The 18078-nt window shown below is 61.4% G+C and carries 15 protein-coding genes; 12 read left to right on the forward strand and 3 right to left on the reverse strand.

The window, feature by feature from the left end:
• Positions 1-10 precede the first annotated feature (10 nt).
• Positions 11-1078: a phosphotransferase gene (locus C8C89_RS06360; protein ID WP_133989160.1), complete on the reverse strand. Its 1068-nt coding sequence runs from the start codon at positions 1076-1078 to the stop codon at positions 11-13.
• Positions 1079-1177: 99 nt separating this feature from the next.
• Between C8C89_RS06360 and C8C89_RS06365 the strand changes: the two genes are divergently transcribed.
• The 4 genes from C8C89_RS06365 (at position 1178) to rsmA (ending at position 6825) form a co-directional block, all read left to right on the forward strand.
• Positions 1178-3427, forward strand: a complete 2250-nt coding sequence (locus C8C89_RS06365) for an LPS-assembly protein LptD (protein WP_101483028.1) — start codon at positions 1178-1180, stop codon at positions 3425-3427.
• Positions 3428-3530: 103 nt separating this feature from the next.
• Positions 3531-4925 (forward strand): peptidylprolyl isomerase, encoded by a 1395-nt coding sequence (locus tag C8C89_RS06370; RefSeq protein ID WP_243857917.1) that lies wholly within the window; start codon positions 3531-3533, stop codon positions 4923-4925.
• 19 nt (positions 4926-4944) lie between these two features.
• Positions 4945-5994 carry a 4-hydroxythreonine-4-phosphate dehydrogenase PdxA gene (gene pdxA / locus C8C89_RS06375; RefSeq protein ID WP_101484758.1) on the forward strand — a complete coding sequence of 350 codons (1050 nt, stop codon included), beginning with the start codon at positions 4945-4947 and terminating at the stop codon, positions 5992-5994.
• A 51-nt stretch (positions 5995-6045) separates the two neighbouring features.
• Positions 6046-6825 (forward strand): 16S rRNA (adenine(1518)-N(6)/adenine(1519)-N(6))-dimethyltransferase RsmA, encoded by a 780-nt coding sequence (gene rsmA / locus C8C89_RS06380; protein ID WP_133989161.1) that lies wholly within the window; start codon positions 6046-6048, stop codon positions 6823-6825.
• Positions 6826-6911: 86 nt separating this feature from the next.
• Here rsmA and C8C89_RS06385 read toward each other — a convergent pair whose 3' ends face one another.
• The gene (locus tag C8C89_RS06385) at positions 6912-7829 is read right to left on the reverse strand and encodes a LysR family transcriptional regulator (protein WP_101483025.1); all 918 of its coding nucleotides are present in this window, start codon (positions 7827-7829) and stop codon (positions 6912-6914) included.
• Between the two features lie 240 nt (positions 7830-8069).
• Between C8C89_RS06385 and C8C89_RS06390 the strand changes: the two genes are divergently transcribed.
• From C8C89_RS06390 to C8C89_RS06420, 7 genes are read left to right on the forward strand one after another with little or no spacing between them, the layout of a single operon-like run.
• Positions 8070-9173: a porin gene (locus C8C89_RS06390; RefSeq protein WP_101483024.1), complete on the forward strand. Its 1104-nt coding sequence runs from the start codon at positions 8070-8072 to the stop codon at positions 9171-9173.
• 57 nt (positions 9174-9230) lie between these two features.
• Positions 9231-10253, forward strand: coding sequence for an ABC transporter substrate-binding protein (locus C8C89_RS06395; protein WP_243857918.1), 1023 nt, complete (start codon positions 9231-9233; stop codon positions 10251-10253).
• Positions 10254-10274: 21 nt separating this feature from the next.
• Positions 10275-11114, forward strand: a complete 840-nt coding sequence (locus C8C89_RS06400; protein ID WP_101483022.1) for an ABC transporter permease — start codon at positions 10275-10277, stop codon at positions 11112-11114.
• A complete protein-coding gene (locus tag C8C89_RS06405; protein WP_070290842.1) occupies positions 11111-11890 on the forward strand; it encodes an ABC transporter permease in 780 nt (259 codons plus the stop codon). The genes C8C89_RS06400 and C8C89_RS06405 overlap by 4 nt, the downstream gene beginning before the upstream one ends.
• A gap of 13 nt (positions 11891-11903) precedes the next feature.
• Entirely contained in the window at positions 11904-12935 is a 1032-nt protein-coding gene (locus C8C89_RS06410; protein ID WP_133989162.1) for an ABC transporter ATP-binding protein, read from the forward strand.
• A 40-nt stretch (positions 12936-12975) separates the two neighbouring features.
• Positions 12976-13920, forward strand: a complete 945-nt coding sequence (locus C8C89_RS06415) for a nucleoside hydrolase (RefSeq protein ID WP_243857919.1) — start codon at positions 12976-12978, stop codon at positions 13918-13920.
• Positions 13921-13948: 28 nt separating this feature from the next.
• Complete coding sequence (locus tag C8C89_RS06420; RefSeq protein WP_133989163.1) at positions 13949-15025, forward strand: adenosine deaminase; 1077 nt, start codon at positions 13949-13951, stop codon at positions 15023-15025.
• On the opposite strand, the gene C8C89_RS06425 is transcribed toward C8C89_RS06420, so the two are convergent.
• Positions 15022-16404, reverse strand: a complete 1383-nt coding sequence (locus C8C89_RS06425; protein WP_133989164.1) for a short-chain fatty acyl-CoA regulator family protein — start codon at positions 16402-16404, stop codon at positions 15022-15024. The two genes, C8C89_RS06420 and C8C89_RS06425, sit on opposite strands and share 4 nt — an antisense overlap.
• 157 nt (positions 16405-16561) lie before the next feature.
• On the opposite strand from C8C89_RS06425, the gene C8C89_RS06430 reads away from it, so the two are divergent.
• Entirely contained in the window at positions 16562-18070 is a 1509-nt protein-coding gene (locus tag C8C89_RS06430; protein WP_101483018.1) for a CoA-acylating methylmalonate-semialdehyde dehydrogenase, read from the forward strand.
• Positions 18071-18078 lie beyond the last annotated feature (8 nt).

The raw sequence follows: 18078 nt of genomic DNA on the forward strand, positions 1-18078 counted from the left end.
GCCGGTGTCCTCAGAAGGTATAGCCGACTTGGGGCGTTTTATTCTCCAGCGCATCGAGCAGACGCACCAGCGGCTTGAGTTCCGTATAGCGGTTGGCTGTCTTGCGCACGTAGTCGAGCACGGTTGGCAAGTCGCCCATGTACAGATCCTTGCCATCGCGGTAATTCAGGCGCGCGAACAGGCCGAGGATTTTCAGGTGGCGCTGCAGGGCCGTGAATTCGAAATCGCGGTAGAAGGCGTCGATGTCTGGATTGACGGGCAAGCCCAGCTGCTTGGCGCGTTGCCAGTAGCGGATTACCCAGTCGAGCACCAATTCTTCATCCCACTGGAGGTAGGCGTCGCGCAGCAGCGAGGCGATGTCATAAGTGACGGGACCGAAGACGGCGTCCTGGAAATCGAGGATGCCGGGATTCGGGATCGAACCATCGTTGATGTGCATCAAATTGCGCGAATGGTAGTCGCGGTGCATGAATACTTGTTGTTGCGACAAAATATTCGCCGTGATGACCTCGAAGACCTTGTCCAGCTGGGTTTGTTGCACATCCGTCAGGGTGGCGCCCAGGTGCTTGCCGATGAACCATTCCGGGAACAGATTCATTTCGCGCAGGATGAAGGCGCGGTCGAACTCGGGCAGCACGTCGGGCTGGCTTGCCAGCTGGATTTTCATCAGCGACTCCAGCGCTTCGGCGTACAGCACGCTGGCATTGTCGTGGTTCAGCGCGTCGAGATACGTGGTCGTGCCCAGGTCGGAGAGCAGCAGGAAGCCGTTGTCCAGGTCTTGCGCGATGATCTCGGGCACGGACACGCCGGCGCCTTTCAGCAAGCCGGCTACCTTGACAAAGGCCGGCACGTTTTCGCGCTCGGGCGGCGCATCCATGGCAATCAGTGTACTTCCCGGCAATGTTGCATTGCCTGGCAGCATATCGAGACGGTAGTAGCGACGGAAGCTGGCATCGCTGGAAGCGGGGCGGGCGGAATCGGGCGCGACGAGGTTAAGCGAGGTCAACCAGGCTTTCAACAGGGTCAGGCGAGCGTCGGCCTGGGCCGGCGCGGTGGAGGAATTGGAAGAGAATGACATTAAGCGGCCTGTGGAATCGGGTTGATGATGCAGATTCCCATATAATAAGGGATTCAAATTAAAAAATCGCCTGTCAATGGTGCTTGCCCCTTCCAATTCATGAGCTGGTTTTCGGCCTCCCCCCCTTCGCAGCGCTGGGCTTTCGCCATCAGCGCGCTCGTCGCCGCCACGACGGTGCCTGCCCACGCCCAGAAAGCACCGCGTCCGGTGCATGTGGAAGATCCCGACGCGCCCACCGTCATGACGTCAAACAGCATGAACGGACGGCCCGAAAGGGAGATCAATCTCGATCAAAATGTCGTGATTGAGCGCGGAAAAACCACAAAAATGACGGCCGATACAGCTTGTTACAAACAAGTTGAAGATCAGTTCGACGCCGAGGGCCATATCAAGATGTGGCGTTTCGGCGATTACTACACGGGTGACGTCCTGAAGCTGAACATGGAGACCGGCAAGGGTTTCCTGCTCAACCCGACGTACCGCTTCGAAGTGGGCGGCGGCCGGGGCAAGGCCGAGCGCGTCGACTTCATCAACCCCGACGAAGCCAATGTTATCGACGGTACGTACAGTACCTGCGAGGGGCCGAATCCGGACTGGTACCTGAAATCGAGCACCTTGAACCTCGATACGGGCCGCGACGTGGGCACCGGCAGCAAGACCATCATCTATTTCAAGGACGTGCCGATCCTGGGTACGCCGGGCATTTCGTTTTCGCTGTCGGGCGCGCGCCGCTCGGGCTGGCTGGCGCCCACGCCGGGCTTTGCCTCGAAGAACGGTTTCGAGCTGCTGATGCCGTATTACCTGAACATCGCGCCCAACCGCGACCTGACCCTGTACCCGCGCTACATACAGCGGCGCGGCATCCAGCTCGGTGCGACGGGCCGCTACATGGGCGAGACGGATGCCGGTTTGTACAACGGCGAAACGTCGGTTGAGTTCTTGCCCAACGACAAGCAGACCAAGACCAACCGCTACATGATCAAGTCCAAGCACGAGCAGGCGCTGGCCAAGGACTGGACTTACAGCTGGGATCTGCGCGACGCATCCGACAATAATTACCCGAACGATTTTTCGAAAAACGTCGCCTCCGCCACCGAGCGCCAGTTGCTGCGCGAATTGCGCACCGATTACCGGACCGAGGACTGGAGCCTGACGGCGCGCGTACAGAATTACCAGGTGCTGCAAGACCCCGATGCCGCCAAAGATCCCAGTCTGACTGTGTCGCGGCCGTATGACCGTTTGCCGGCGGTGAACTTTCACGCTGGTAAATATGATGTCTGGGGCGGTTTCGACTGGACCTTCGACGCGGAAGCGACGCGCTTCGCGCACCCGACTCTCGTACAAGGATCGCGCCTCGTCGCCGTGCCGCAAGTGAGTTTCCCCATCGTGCGCCCTGGCTACTTCATCACGCCCAAGCTGATGCTCAATGCCAGCGCGTATCAGCTCGACAACGATGCCAGGACCAAGGCGCTGTTTCCGGATACGTCGTTTACGCGCGCCGTTCCCACCTTTTCGGTCGACAGTGGCCTGGTGTTCGAACGCGACACGAATCTGTTTGGCGCCAAGGGCGGCACGCAAACCCTGGAGCCGCGCCTGTTCTATGTCTATACGCCGTACCGCGACCAGTCGCAGTTCCCGAATTTCGATACGGCAGCCGGCACGTTCAACCTGACGCAGATCTTCACGGAAAACCGTTTTGTTGGCAGCGACCGCATCGGCGATGCCAACCAGGTCACGGCTGCTGTCGTGTCGCGCTTCCTGCAAACGGACGGCACGGAGCGCATGCGCCTGACCTTCGGCCAGCGTTTCTACTTTGCCGACCAGCGCGTGCAGCTCAATTCGACCACGCCGGTCAACCAGTCCCGTTCGGATATCCTGCTGGCAGCAACGGGCCGCGTGTCGGAGACTTGGACCATCGACAGCCTGGTGCAGTACAATCCCAGCGATCGTCAGTTGATGAGTTCGACGTACACCTTGCAATATCAGCCAGGTGCCAAGAAAGTATTGAACTTTAGTAACCGTTTTCAGCGTGGCAGCATACGCAATGCGGAAGTGTCGACGCAATGGCCGTTGACGGACCGCTTGTATGGCGTGGGACGCATCAGTTACTCCCTGCTGGACCGGCGCATGCTGGAAAGCCTGGTCGGCCTGGAATACAAGGGCGACTGCTGGGTGTTCCGCATGGGGGCGCAGCGTTTCGTGACCTCGGCCAACAAGGCATCGACGCCGATCTTCTTCCAGCTGGAACTGACTGGGCTGTCGAATGGATTGGGTCTGGGCGCGAATGGGCTGGAAACATTTACCAAAACCATCCCTGGCTACCAGGCACTGAGCCAGCCACTCCGTTAAGATAGGCACCGTTGCCGCCGCCGGTGTTCCCGGCGCTGGCACAAACCGGTTTTTTTATTCACCCGAACTCATGAGCGCTCTACACATTATGCGTAATGCCAGTATGCACCAACTCAAAATTGCAACGGTTTTGTTGTGCGCCATTTCCGGCGCCACGGCCAGTAGTGTCTGGGCGCAACAGGCTGCGCCAGCGCCTGCGGCCAAGCCCGCTGCCGCGGCAGTTGCACCGGTCAAGGGCTTCACGCCACCGGCCTCAAGCAGCGGCCAGACCATCGACTCCATCGCCGTCGTCGTCAATGACGACGTCATCACGCGCAATGAAGTGAAAGCCCGTATCAAGAGCGTGGAGCAGCGCATGAAGGCGCAGAACGTGCCTTTGCCCGATCCCGCCGACCTGCGTCGTCAATTGCTGGAGCGCATGATCGTTGAACGCGCACAAATGCAGCTGGCCAAGGAAATGGGCGTGCGCGTGGATGACCTGACCCTGGACCGCGCGATTGGCCGTATTGCTGAACAGCAAAAAATGACGGTGCAAGAGTTGCGCAACCAGATGGAAAAAGAAGGCACGCCGTTTGCGACCTTCCGCGAGGAAATCCGCGATGAAATCATCATGCAGCGCTTGCGCGAGCATGAAGTCGACGCCAAGATCCAGATTTCCGATTCCGAAGTGGATAACTTCCTAGAAGCGGAAAAAGCGGCGGCCAGCGAACAGGTCGAGTTGAATCTGGCGCAGATTCTCGTGCGCATTCCGGAAAACTCCAGCCCGGAACAGATCGCCGCGCGCCGCGCGCGCGCCGAAGAAGTCAGCCGACAGTTGCGCACGGGCGCCGATTTTGCCAAGATGGCCGCCACCTATTCCGACGCCAGCGATGCGCTGAGTGGCGGCGATATTGGCTGGCGCCATAGCGACCGCTTGCCACCTCTGTTCACGGAACAATTGGTGAAATTGAAACCTGGCCAGATCACGCCTATCATCAAGAGCAACACAGGTTTCCACATCCTGAAGCTGGTGGACCGTCGCAGCGCAGCCGAAGCGCAAGCCGTCGCTGCCGTACAGCAGACGCATGCCCGCCACATTTTGCTGAAAATTACGCCGACCTTGTCGGCTGCCGAAGCCAAGCGCAAATTGTTGGAATTGAAAGAGCGTCTTGATAACAAGGCTGCCAAGTTCGAAGACCTGGCCCGTTTGTTCTCGAACGACGGTTCGGCGGCCAAGGGCGGCGACCTGGGCTGGCTGTATCCAGGCGACACCGTGCCGGAATTCGAAACGGCGATGAATGCGCTGAAACCGGGCGAAGTGAGCCAGCCGATCGAATCGAGCTTTGGCTTCCACCTGATCGAAGTGCTGGAACGCAAGAGCGACGACGTCTCGAAAGAGAAGCAGCGCAGCGCAGCGCGCAACGCCTTGCGCGAACGCAAACTGGAAGAGGCGACGGAAAACTGGGCGCGTGAAGTGCGCGACCGCGCCTACGTTGAATTCCGCGCGGAAGACCAGTAATGCTGCCGACTATTTGCGCATGAGTAACTTGCCCCTTGCACGCCGCCCGGCCATCGCCATTACCTGTGGCGAACCGGCCGGCGTCGGTCCGGAAATTTCGATCCGCGCCGCCTGGGCCATGCGGCATGAAGTCAACTGTATCTTGCTGGGCGACGCCGCCTTCCTGGCGCTGACGGCCAGCCTGATCGACCCGGAGATTCGCCTGGCGGCGCTGTCGCTGCAAGCCGTGCGCAACAACGGCCTGCCCCAGTTCGGACCCGGTCGCCTGGCCGTGATCGATATTCCCACTGTTAACAATGTCATCCCTGGCGTGCTGGACAAGGAAAATGGGCGTTCCGTGCTCGCTACCCTGGACGCGGCCGTGGAAGGTGTCCAGGCCGGCTGGTTTGGCGCCATGGTCACTGCGCCCTTGCAAAAGAGCACGATCAACGACGCCGGCGTGGCCTTTTCCGGCCATACGGAGTACCTGGCAGAAAAAACCGGTACGCCGCAGGTGGTGATGATGCTGGCCGGCGAACCGGGACATGGCGAACCGACCCTGCGCGTGGCGCTGGCCACCACCCATCTGCCCTTGAAGGACGTGTCCGCTGCCATTACCATGGACAGCCTGGCCGTCACCCTCGATATCCTCCAGGCAGACCTGCAACAGAAATTCGGCATCGCCGCGCCGCGCATCCTGGTGACTGGCCTGAACCCGCACGCGGGCGAGGGCGGTTACCTGGGGCGCGAGGAAATCGATGTCATCACCCCGGCGATCGCTGCGGCGCAAGCGCGCGGCATTGATGCGCGCGGACCGTTTCCGGCCGACACCTTGTTCCAGCACAAATATCTGGCCGACGCCGACTGCGTGCTGGCCATGTACCACGACCAGGGCTTGCCCGTGCTGAAATACGCGACCTTCGGGCGCGGCATCAATATCACACTGGGCTTGCCGCTGATCCGCACCTCGGTCGACCATGGCACGGCGCTGGATCTGGCCGCGCAAGGGTTGGGGCTGGCCGATTGCCACAGCATGGAGCAGGCCCTGCAAACGGCGCTCGACATGCTGCGCGCCAGCACCCGCGCCTGATACCCACCGGTTTTACCCCGCTACACCGCCTTTAGAATAGAAAAACAGAATATGAAACACGTTGCCCGCAAACGCTTTGGCCAGAACTTCCTGCATGACCGCTTCGTCCTCGATGACATCACGGCCGCCATCGCGCCGCAGGCGGACGATGCCATGGTCGAGATTGGCCCTGGCCTGGGCGCCATGACGGAGCAATTGTTGCGTCACCTGAAGCAGATGCATGTGGTGGAACTGGACCGCGACCTGATCGTGCGCCTGGAAAAAACCTTCAATCCGGCCAAGCTGACGATCCACTCGGGCGACGCGCTGAAATTCGATTTTGCGCAAATCCCCGTGCCGGCCGGCGAAAAGCTGCGCATCGTGGGCAACTTGCCGTACAACATCTCCAGCCCCCTGCTGTTCCACCTGGCGGACTTCGCACCGCTGGTGAAAGACCAGCATTTCATGCTGCAAAAGGAGGTCGTCGAACGCATGGTGGCCGAGCCGGGCAGCAAGGCGTATGGCCGCCTGTCCGTGATGCTGCAATGGCGCTATGACATGACCTTGATGTTCATCGTGCCGCCGACGGCCTTCGATCCGCCGCCGAAAGTGGAATCGGCCATCGTGCGCATGATCCCCGTGGCCGAGCGCATGGCCTGCGACCAGGCCACCCTGGAAGCGGTGGTCATGAAGGCCTTCTCGCAGCGCCGCAAGGTGATCCGCAACTGCCTGGCCGGCATGTTTACGGAAGAGCAGATCAAGGCAGCCGGCATCGACCCGACCAAGCGTCCGGAAACCGTGGGCCTGGAGCAATACGTGGCGCTGGCCAATTTGCTCAAGGCACCGCAGTAATCTCAACGGCCGGGGTCAGACCCTCTCCACCATTAGCGTCGGAGCAGGCGTCGACGTGAGCTGGGGGCTGACGCCGGCAGTGACAATCAAAACCACTGGTCGACCTGTTGTAAATCTTTGCGCAGCGCTGAAAAACAGTCGTCCACATGGTGGTTGCGGCTGATTTCATTGCGCCGCATCAAGGCGATCTTGCGCTTGCAGGTGGGCTGGCGCAGCGGCGCCACATGCAGATCCTCGTCGTTGAGGAAAGTCGTGTACAGGCTGGGCATGATGCCCACGGCGATGCCGGCGCGCACCACGCCATACAGCGACTCGCTGTGTATCATCTGATACAGGCTCGACGGGCTCAAGCCATGCTGGCGCAGCGCGCTCGAGGCGAACTCCCAGATGCTGCCTTTGGTAAAGACGACGATTTCCTGCCCGGCCAGCTGCTCCCAGCGTACTTCCTTGAGCGGCGCCAGCGCATGGCGTCCCGCCGTCACCAGCACCAGCTCGTCTTCGAACAGGCCCACGCTTTCCAGCGAGACGGAACCGGGCACCTCGATGCCCACGCAAAAGTCCAGCTGGCCCGAATGCAGCGCATGCAGCAAGCCGTCATTGGGCATGTCCGACAGGACGATTTCCACTTCATCGCCATGTTGCTCGCTGTAGCGCGCCACCACTACGGCCGTCATCGCCATGGCCGACGGAATCGCGCCGATGCGGATGCGGTGCCGGCCGCTGCCGATGGCGCGCTGGATATCGGCAAAAGTGTTGCTCGCCGTATTCAATAAATGCGTGGCGTAATCGAGCGCCAGCTTGCCTTCGCGTGTCAATTCCAGCTGGTGGGTTGTGCGGTTAAACAACTTTTTTCCCAGTTGATTTTCCAGCAGCTTGATCGACGCGCTGAGGGCCGGCTGGGTCACGCACAATTCTTGTGCGGCCTTGCTGAAGCTGTTTACCCGGGCTAAGGTGGAAAACGCTTGCAAATGTCGTAAGGAAATCTTCTTGCTCAGTTCATGCATGGGCTTTGCTTATTAGAAAAAGTAATGGATTTATAAAAATAAACAAATTTTCTTATCCCGCAATTTACCATATTCTGGACTGGTCCTTACTTGTCTTGAAAGCAACAATATTCAGGAGAAGAGCCTGGAATGCGGCGCCGGCACTCGCTGCGACGCGCCAGGCAAGGGGCGCATCAATAAAATAATTCGAAAAAAACTCAGGGTTTATTCTTTTTTAGGGTGGCGGCGATGAACAAATGGATGACTGGAACGATGGTGGTGGGCGGCTTGCTGGCTGCGCAGGGCGCAGCGCAGGCGCAAAGCAGCGTGCAAGTGTATGGTTTGCTGTCGGCCGGTATCGGCTATGTGTCGGACGAGGGTAACGGCAGCCGCACGCATGCGCTGAGCGGCACGAATCAGAATCCGCGCATCGGTTTCCGCGGCCAGGAAGACCTGGGCGACGGCACGAAGGCTATCTTCGTGCTGGAAAACGGTTTTAACGTCATGACGGGCACGGCTGCGCAAAGCGGCCGTTTGTTCGGCCGCCAGTCGTATGTGGGCCTGTCGAGCAATGACAAGGGCACCCTGACCCTGGGCCGCCAGTACGAAGCCGTCAAGGACTTGCTGGGCCCGGTGGTCATCGCCAGTAACGGCGTGCACATCGGTGACAACGACAATGGCTACAACAACCTGCGCGTGCAAAACGCCGTCAAGTATGTCAGCCCGAACATCAGCAACCTCTCGTTCACGGGCTTGTACGGTTTCAGCGAAAATCCGGCCGACTCCAACCGCAACCGCGTCTACAGCATGGGCGCCGGCTACAAAGTCGATGCCTTCAGCTGGGCCGTCGCCTATACCAAGATGGACCATCCGAACAGCCCGGATGCGCCGAATGGCGCCATCGGCAACGACTACGGCAGTTCCCTGTTGATCTTCAACAAGAGCGCCGTCAAGGGCGCCGGCGTGGACAGCCAGGCCATCGCCGGCACGGGAGGCTTTTATAATGTGGGCAGGACCAAGTTTGGCGCACTGTACACCAACGTGCGCTACCACTACCTGGATCAAAGCAATCTGACCCTGCAAAACGTGGATCTGAACGTGAACCACAAGCTGACGGAAGCGCTGAACCTGGGCGCGTCGTATTTCTATACCACCGGTAAATACGACGTGATCAACAAGACGCCAAAATGGCATCAGGTCAACTTCCAGGCCGATTACTTCCTGTCCAAGCGCACCGACGTCGCCGTCACCTGGAGCTATCAGAAAGCGGCCGGCGATGCGACGTTCGCCCGCGTGTTCGGCTTCGGCGCCTCCGGCGGCAAGACGCAAAGTGTCCTGATCGTCGGCATGCGACATTATTTCTGAGTCTGATTCATCTTTACAGGCGCTGTCCCGCAGCGCCGTCCCCTGAAAGGAAGCATCTTGAAAAAGCACCTCATGTTGGCGTTGAGCCTAGGCTTGCTGGCCAACGCCGCCCACGCGGAAAAACGCGAGCTGGTCATTTCGGCCTATCCGATTGCCCAACCCTTGTTCATGAAGTATGTGTACGAGCCGTTCAAGGCCAAATGCGGTTGCGATATCAAGGTGGAAACGGGGAATAACGCAGACCGCATCGCCAAGCTGGTGGTGCACAGCAAGAACCCGGTGATCGACCTGGTACTGCTGTCCGATTCCGGCATGCTGGAAGCGGCGCAAAAAGGCGTCATCCAGCCCATGGATTACTCCAAGCTGAGCAATTACAAAGCCTTGTATGACGTGGCGAAAAACCCCATCGGCGGCAACTACGCCGTCGGCTACACGCTGTATTCGGTCGGCCTGGTGTACCGCAGCGACAAGATCGCCCCGCTGACGTCCTGGAAGGACCTGTGGCGCCCGGAACTGAAGGGCCGCGTGGCCTTCCCCGACGTGAGCACCACGCAGGGCCCCTTGATGCTGCGCATGGCCGATGCGGCCTGGGGCGGCAAGACGGACGACTACGCGACCGGCTTTGCCAAGATCGTCGGCATGAAGGGCAACGTCGTCACGTTCTCGAAGAACAGCGCGCAGCTGGCTGCCCTGTTCGCCCAGGATGAAATCTGGGCCGCGCCCGTGGCGCGCTTCACCTGGTCGCAAATGCTCAAGACGGGTCTGCCCCTGAAATGGAGCATCCCGGCCGAAGGCCAGGCGGCCGGCATGAACGTGATGGGCATCGTTGCCGGCTCGAAGAATGCGGACCTGGCATATCAGCTGATGGATTTCTGGCTGTCCAAGGAAGTGCAGACGCAGCTGGCGACCAACCTGGTCGATTCGCCCGTCAACAAGGACGTGCGCCTGTCGGTGGCGGCCGCGCAATTCAATACTTATGGCGCCGATCAAATCAGCTCGCTGAAGTTCGTCAAGCCGGAAACCATCCTCAAGCAGCGCAGCAACTGGATGACGCAGTGGAACAAAGCCATGAGCAAATAGTGGTGACGAGGAGAAAACACCATGTTTGCTGATCCAAAAAAGCGCCTGGGACTGCTGCTGGTCCTGCCGGCGCTGATCTTTATCGTCGTCTGCTTCCTGCTGCCCGTGCTGGCCTTGCTGGTCGACGCCTTCCGCGTCGGCGACGGCATGCAGTGGGGCGTTGACCGCTTCATTGAATTCTTCTCGCAGGAATTCAATCGCACCATCTTCTGGCGCACCCTGCGCATCGCCGCGCTGGTGACGCTCGCCTCCATCCTCCTGGGCTACCCGGCTGCGCAAGCCGTGGCGCGTGTATCGCCAAAGTGGCGCGGCCTGGTGGTCGGCATGATGATCCTGCCGCTGATGGTCTCGCCGATTGCGCGTACCTACGCCTGGATCGTCTTGCTTGGGCGTAATGGCGCCCTCAATGCGGCGCTGGTCAACATGGGGTTCACGGACGAGCCGCTGCGCCTGTTGTTCAGTGAATTCGCCGTGTTTGTCGGCCTGCTGCAATTGCTGCTGCCCTTGATGCTGATGTCGTTGGCTGGCGCGCTGGAAAACCTGCCGCGCGACGTGGAACCGGCTGCCGCCACCCTGGGCGCCAATCCATGGCAAGTGTTTTGCAAGGTCACCCTGCCGCTGACGCAAGAGGGCCTGGTGGTCGGCGGCACCCTGGTGTTTACGGGTTGCGTCACGGCCTATGTAACGCCGGCCCTGCTGGGCGGCACCAAGGTGCTGATGCTGGAAACCCTGCTGTACCAGAAGGTCAGCGTGGAGAGCGATTTCGGCGCCGCGAATGTGATCGCAGTCATCCTCGTCTGCATGACCCTGCTGGTCAACGCCGGCCTTAAACGTATTTCCTCGAGCCGGAGCTCCGTATGAAAGAAAGCTTGTTCTCACGCGCCGTCCTGTGGCTGGTGTTTTTGTTCCTGCTGGGACCTTTTGCCATCGTCGTGCTGGCCGGTTTCAGCGGCGGCGAAACCCTGGCGTTTCCGCCCGAGTCGTACTCGCTGCGCTGGATTCTCGAAGTGTGGGCGGCGCCCGAATTCCGTCGCGCCTTTCAGACCAGCCTGGAAATCGGCCTGATCGCTACCGTCATCGCGCTGTTGCTGGGCATTCCTGTCGCGTATGCGTTTTCGCGCATGCCGCCGCCCGGCATCGGCGCCATCCGCCAGATCCTGACGTCGCCACTGATCATCCCCGCCATCCTGGTGGGCCTGGGCTTGCTGCACCACCTGGTCCTGACCATCAATGCGCCCGTGTATGTGGGCCTCTTGATCGGCCATATCGCGCTCCTGATTCCGTATTCGGTGCGCGTGGTGTACGCCAGCCTGGTGAACCTGCGCGTGGATATCGAGGATGCGGCCATCACCCTGGGAGCGTCGCGCCTGCGCGCGTTCTTCATGATCGTGCTGCCGAATATCCGCAACGCCGTGATCGCAGCCTTCTTCCTCGCTTTCGTCACCTCGTTCAACCAGGTACCCGTCTCGCTGTTCCTGACGGGGCCGGGCATCAGCACCTTGCCCATCGAGATGCTGGGGCATATGGAAAACAGTTTCGATCCGTCGATCGCTGCCCTGTCGACCTTGCTGGTCTTGTTCACCATGGCCTTCGTGATGGTGACCGAGAAGGTGCTGGGCATTTCTAAATACATGTAAGAGGCAACACACCATGAGTTATCTGGAACTGCACAAGCTGAACCTCGGCTACGCCAAGAACACGACGTCCGTGAAAGACCTGGACTTGCACGTCGAGCAGGGCGAGCTGATTTCCCTGCTGGGCCCCAGCGGCTGCGGCAAGACCACCACCATGCGCGCCATCGCCGGCCTGATGCCGCTGCAATCGGGCCGCATCGTGCTCGATGGCCGCGAAATCGGCAAGCTGGCGCCCAATAAACGCAATATCGGCATGGTCTTCCAGTCGTATGCGCTGTTCCCGCACTTGAATGTCTACGACAACATCGCTTTCGGCTTGCGCCTGCGCAAGGTTGCGCCAGCCTTGTTGAAAACGAAAGTGGAGGCGGTGATCGCCGCCGTCGGCCTGACGGGCTTTGAAACGCGTTTGCCGGCGCAGATGTCCGGCGGCCAGCAGCAGCGCGTGGCGCTGGCGCGCGCCATCGTCGTCGAACCGGCCCTGCTGCTGCTGGACGAACCGCTGTCGAACCTGGATGCCAAGCTGCGCGTGCAGATGCGTGCCGAATTGCGCCGCATCCAGCGCGAACTGGGCATCACCATGTTGTACGTGACGCATGACCAGGAAGAAGCGCTGGCCTTGTCCGACCGCATCGTCGTCATGAACGGCGGCCGCATCGAGCAGCTGGCCGCGCCGGAAGCCGTCTTCAATACGCCATCGACGTGTTTTGTGGCCAACTTCATGGGCTTCGAGAACCTGTTCGATTACCGCGACGGCGCGCTGCACCACGCGGGCGCCAGCCTGCCGTACACGGCGCCAGTGACCACCGGCACGACGGTGCTGGGCTGGCGCCCCGACAAGGTGCGCGTGTGCGCGCCAGACGACGCGGCTGCTCAATACCCGGGCACCGTGCTGGCACGGGGCTTCCTGGGCGACACCGTCGAATACCTGCTGCAAACCCCACTGGGCCAGGTCAAGGGCATTTGCGCGGCCGGTGGCGCCGCCTGGCGCGAAGGCACGGCCGTCTCGTTCGTACTGCCGTCCGACAGCGCGCTTTGTTTGGCTGCTTAATGGCCGCCTGACTTCCCTTATCAATCGACTGGAAAGCATCATGACCCAACCCTTGAAAAAGATCTGGCTCGATACCGATCCCGGATTTGACGACTGGCTGACGATGTTGCTGTTGAGCAGCAATCCCGATATCGAGTGGCTGGGCGTGAGCGTGGTGGCGGGCAATGCGCCTGTCGACATCACCTACGACAATGCCTTGCGCATCAAGGCCCACGATGGCTTGACGGTGCCTATTTATCGGGGCTGCGAAGAACCGCTGGCCGGCGTCATCGAGACGGCGCAGCGCATCCTCGGCGACAGCGGCATGCCGACGACAGGCGAGATCCTGCCGCCTGGCGCCGCCAGTGACGCGGCCGGCCACGCCGTCGATGCACTGATCGCCGCCGTGCGCGCCCACCCTGGCCAGATTACGGTCATTGCTATAGCGCCGATGACGAATCTGGCCACGGCGCTGGCCCGCGCGCCCGATATCGCCGGCAAGATCGTCGAAATCATCCTGATGGGCGGCTCGACCGACCAGGGTAACCACACGGCGGCGGCGGAATTCAACATCTACGCCGACCCGGAAGCGGCCGCCCAGGTCTTCCAGGCCGGCATCCCGCTGCGCATGTTCGGCTTGAACCTGTGCCGCCAGCTGCTGGTGACGAACGCAGAAGTGCAGCAGCTGCGCGCCATCGGCACGCCGCGCGCGCTGCGTCTTGCGGGTTACCTGGAAGCGTATGTGCGCATCCGCAGCGCGGACGGTTCCGTACCCATGCCCATGTACGACCCGGTGGTGGCCCTGTACCTGGAAGCGCCGCAGCTGTTCCAGTTCCAGCCGGCCCACGTGGCTATCGAATTGACGGGCGAACTGACGCGCGGCATGACGGTGTGCGAATTCCGCGTGCCGCGCCGTGCGCCCGTCAACACGCAGGTGGCGATGCTGGCCGATGGCCCGGCCGCCATCGAGCGCCTGATGCGCCGCCTGGCCGCCATTCTCGTCTGACCTTTTTCCCACTAACGAAGCGAGCTTCATGAGTAACTCTGCCGACACCCTGCCAGCCCTGAGCATCGAACAGTTTTTACGCGCCATGCCGAAGGTGGAGCTGCATTGCCACCTGTTCGGCACGGTGCGCCAGGCTACTTTCCGCGCGCTGGCCGCCAAAACGGGCAATGTCGTCACCCCCGAGGAAATCGACGCGTTCTATACGCGCGGCGACAAGCCCGTCGGCGTGCTGCGCGTGCTGCGCGCGCTCGACGCGCACCTGATCGTCTCGCCGACCGACCTGTACTGCCTCGCCTACGAATACCTGGAAGATGTGCATGGCCACGGGGTGCGCTATGCGGAGTTTTTCTGGAATCCGACCGGCACCGTGCGCGTCTCGGGCATTCGCTATGACGCGGCGCAAGACGCCATCGTGGCCGCCATCCGCGACGCGCAGCGCGATTTTGGCGTGATCGGACGCCTGATCCCCAGCATCGACCGCGAAGCCGCTCCCGCAGAAGCTGTGCAGATGGTGGAATGGATGAAGGCCCACCGCGCGCCGGAAGTCATCGGCATCGGCATCGACTACCGCGAAAACGACCGTCCGCCGGAACTGTTCATCGAAGCCTACCGCGCCGCGCGCGAGGCGGGCTTCAAATGCACGGCGCATGCGGGCGAATTCGGCATGCCGTGGATGAACGTGGAGACGGCCATCGAGCAATTGCAGGTGGATCGGGTCGACCACGGCTACACGATTGTCGATAATCCTCAACTGGCGCAGCGCTGCGTGGAACGGGGCCTGGTGTTTACCGTGGTGCCCACCAATTCGTATTACCTGCGCACCCTGGCGCCCGAGCGCTGGGCGCTCGACCACCCGATCCGCGCCATGGCCAAACTGGGCCTGAAACTGCATCCGAACACGGACGACCCGACCCTGCACCACGTGACGCCGACGGGCGCCTGGATGATGATGCGCGAGTTCGGCTTCGGCCTGGACGACATGCGCGGCTTCATGCTGAATGGCCTGGATGCGGCCTGGATAGCCGAGACCACGCGGAGCGACTGGCGCGCGGAATTTACGCGCGAGTTCGACGCGCTGCGGGCACGCGTGGTCGCCGCCTCCTAGGCCGAAACGGGTGGCGGCAGCAGCAGGGACGGAAACGCCCGCTGCGGGCACGCCTGCCGCTCGCACACCTTGCAGCCCGTGCCGATGGGCGTGGCGCTGCTTGGGTCGTGCAAATCGAGTCCCTTTGAGTAAATCAAGCGGTGCGCCTGCGAGATGTCGCAACCCAGCGCCACGGCAAAGGTCTTGCCGGGCGCGCGGAAGCCCGGCGAGGCCGTACTCACCTGGCGCGCGATCCACAGATAGGTGCAGCCGTCGGGCATGCTGGCCACTTGCGTCAGCACCTGGCCCGGATGGCTGAAGGCGTCATACACGATCCATAGCGGGCAAGTACCGCCCACCCTTGAAAAATGGAAGTCCGTGGCCGACTGGCGCTTCGAGACATTGCCCGCGCGGTCGACACGTACAAAGAAAAACGGCAATCCCGCCGCATCGGGGCGCTGCATGGTGCTCAAACGGTGGCACACGGCTTCGAAACCCACGCCGAACTGGTGCGCCAGGCGCTCGATATCGTAGGCGCGCGTTTCCGCCGCCTGCAGGAAGCGTTGATACGGCATCAGCAGGGCGCCCGCGAAATAATTGGAGAACGCCAGGCGCGCGCTCGTTTGCGCAGCCGCGCCGGAAAGTCCCGCCGCCAGCACCAGGGCGTCGATCAGGTCACTGTGCTCGAGCAGGCTGATCTGCGCCGCCATCTGGAAGGCGCGCTGGCCGCCCGTCAAAGTGTCGGGCAACCACAGGATATGTTGTTGTGCATCAAAGCGGTGCTTGCGCACCATGCCCGCATCGCCATCGGACAGTTGCACCTGGATACCGTGACGCTCCAGTAGCCGGCTTTGCAGCGCGTCGAGCGGGCGCAGCTGCGGATCAAGTTCGCCCGCCACCAGCTCCGCCGCCCGGTCCAGCTCATCGATATAGTTTTGCCGCCGGTTCAGGTATTCGCGCACTTCCTCGTCCGTGGAGGGCGCCGCCGAGCTGGCGCCGCGGCTGCCGTCATCAAGGCGCGCGGCCAGCGTGTCGGCCCGCTCCGCCATCACCCGGTAGCGCCGCTGCAGTAGCAGGATGGAACGGGCCAGTTCCGGCATGTTTTCCACCAGCATTTTGAGCTCGGCCATCGAGGTGGGCGGTGCGTCGGGCAATTCGCCGAACACGTCGCGTACATCTGCCACCAGGCTGGCGCTGTCGTGTTCGGAAAAGATTTGCGGATCGACCCCCAGTACCGTGCCGATGCGCAACAGAATCGGCACCGTCAGCGGGCGCTGGTTGCGTTCCATCTGGTTCAGATAGCTGGGCGAGATGCCCAGGGCTTTGGCCAGCGCCACCTGCGTCATGCGCCGTTCTTCGCGCAGCCGCTGCAGGCGCACGCCCATGAAAACCTTCGCCATCGCGTTTCCTCTTTCCCGGATTGTGGAATCTGCAAATTTACAATATTTGCAGATTAACAGATTCAGCTTTGCATTATCTCGCATTTTCACGCCTTGTTCGCGGCGGCGATTGTGCGAATAATGTAAACAGACATATACCCACACCAGGAGACACCGAGTGACCACGCAAAACGCAATTCCGACCGTTCCCCTCTTGATCAACGGCGAGTGGGTTGAATCCCAAACCACCATCTGGCGCGATGTCGTCAACCCCGCCACCCAGGAAGTATTGGCCAAAGTACCGTTCGCCACGCCGGACGAAGTCAACGCCGCCATCGCCTCGGCCCAGCGCGCCTTCAAAACCTGGCGCAAGACGCCCATCGGCGCGCGCGCCCGCATTTTCCTGAAATTGCAGCAGCTGATCCGCGAAAACATGGCCGACCTGGCGGCGACCTTGACCATGGAACAGGGCAAGACCCTGCTCGACGCGGAAGGCGATGTCTTCCGTGGCCTGGAAGTGGTCGAGCACGCTGCCAATATCGGCACCCTGCAGATGGGCGAATATGCGCAAAACGTGGCCGGTGGCGTCGATACCTACAGCGTGATGCAGCCGCTGGGCGTGTGCGCCGGTATCACCCCATTCAATTTCCCCGCCATGATCCCCCTGTGGATGTTTCCGATGGCGATTGCCTGCGGCAATACATTCGTGCTGAAACCATCGGAGCAAGATCCGCTGGTGACGGAAAAACTCGTGCGCCTGGCCTTGCAGGCAGGTATCCCGGCCGGCGTGCTGAACGTGATTCACGGCGGCGAAGACGTGGTCAACGCTCTGTGCGACCACCCGGACATCAAGGCGATTTCGTTCGTGGGATCGAGCAAGGTGGGCACGCATGTGTACCAGCGCGCCAGCCTGAACGGCAAGCGCGCGCAATGCATGATGGGCGCCAAGAACCACGCTGTCGTCTTGCCGGACGCAAATAAAGAGCAGACCCTGAACCAGTTGCTGGGCGCAGGTTTCGGCGCGGCCGGCCAGCGCTGCATGGCCGCCTCTGTCGCCGTGCTGGTGGGCGCGGCGCGCGAGTGGCTGCCGGAACTGTCCGCCAAGGCGCAGACCTTGACGGTGGGTGCGGGCAAGGATAATCCCGACCTGGGCCCCGTGATTTCGTGCGCGGCAAAAGAGCGCGTGTTCAGCCTGGTCGCCAAGGGCATCGAACAGGGCGCCGTGCTGACCCTCGATGGCCGCGATGTGAAGGTGGATGGCTATCCGAACGGCAACTTCGTCGGACCGACGATTTTGTCCGGCGTGAAACCCGGCATGGTCGTGTATGACCAGGAAATCTTTGGCCCCGTCCTGATCGTCGTCGAAGTCGATACCCTGGACGAAGCCATCGCCCTGGTGAACGCGAACCCGAACGGCAATGGCACGGCGCTGTTCACGCAGAGCGGCGCGGCCGCACGCTATTTCCAGGAAGAAATCGACGTGGGCCAGGTTGGCATCAACGTGCCCATTCCCGTGCCCGTCCCGCTGTTCAGCTTTACGGGTTCGCGCGGCTCGAAACTGGGCGATCTGGGTCCGTTCGGCAAGCAAGTCGTGCTGTTCTACACGCAGACGCAAACGATTACCCAGCGCTGGTTCACGGATGCGGCGTCGGTGGGCAAGGTCAACACCACCATCAGCCTCAAGTAAGGAGCTGC

The organism is Janthinobacterium sp. 75 (assembly GCF_004365495.1).
GTDB lineage: Bacteria > Pseudomonadota > Gammaproteobacteria > Burkholderiales > Burkholderiaceae_D > Janthinobacterium.

What these genes read in the sequence shown, in the direction of transcription:
- rsmA (WP_133989161.1), top strand. Translation starts at nt 6,046, where the DNA reads ATGAAACACGTTGCCCGCAAACGCTTTGGCCAGAACTTCCTGCATGAC.
- C8C89_RS06415 (WP_243857919.1), top strand. Translation starts at nt 12,976, where the DNA reads ATGACCCAACCCTTGAAAAAGATCTGGCTCGATACCGATCCCGGATTT.
- C8C89_RS06385 (WP_101483025.1), bottom strand. Translation starts at nt 7,829, where the DNA reads ATGCATGAACTGAGCAAGAAGATTTCCTTACGACATTTGCAAGCGTTT.
- C8C89_RS06360 (WP_133989160.1), bottom strand. Translation starts at nt 1,078, where the DNA reads ATGTCATTCTCTTCCAATTCCTCCACCGCGCCGGCCCAGGCCGACGCT.
- pdxA (WP_101484758.1), top strand. Translation starts at nt 4,945, where the DNA reads ATGAGTAACTTGCCCCTTGCACGCCGCCCGGCCATCGCCATTACCTGT.
- C8C89_RS06420 (WP_133989163.1), top strand. Translation starts at nt 13,949, where the DNA reads ATGAGTAACTCTGCCGACACCCTGCCAGCCCTGAGCATCGAACAGTTT.
- C8C89_RS06410 (WP_133989162.1), top strand. Translation starts at nt 11,904, where the DNA reads ATGAGTTATCTGGAACTGCACAAGCTGAACCTCGGCTACGCCAAGAAC.
- C8C89_RS06365 (WP_101483028.1), top strand. Translation starts at nt 1,178, where the DNA reads ATGAGCTGGTTTTCGGCCTCCCCCCCTTCGCAGCGCTGGGCTTTCGCC.
- C8C89_RS06370 (WP_243857917.1), top strand. Translation starts at nt 3,531, where the DNA reads ATGCACCAACTCAAAATTGCAACGGTTTTGTTGTGCGCCATTTCCGGC.
- C8C89_RS06390 (WP_101483024.1), top strand. Translation starts at nt 8,070, where the DNA reads ATGACTGGAACGATGGTGGTGGGCGGCTTGCTGGCTGCGCAGGGCGCA.
- C8C89_RS06425 (WP_133989164.1), bottom strand. Translation starts at nt 16,404, where the DNA reads ATGGCGAAGGTTTTCATGGGCGTGCGCCTGCAGCGGCTGCGCGAAGAA.
- C8C89_RS06405 (WP_070290842.1), top strand. Translation starts at nt 11,111, where the DNA reads ATGAAAGAAAGCTTGTTCTCACGCGCCGTCCTGTGGCTGGTGTTTTTG.
- C8C89_RS06400 (WP_101483022.1), top strand. Translation starts at nt 10,275, where the DNA reads ATGTTTGCTGATCCAAAAAAGCGCCTGGGACTGCTGCTGGTCCTGCCG.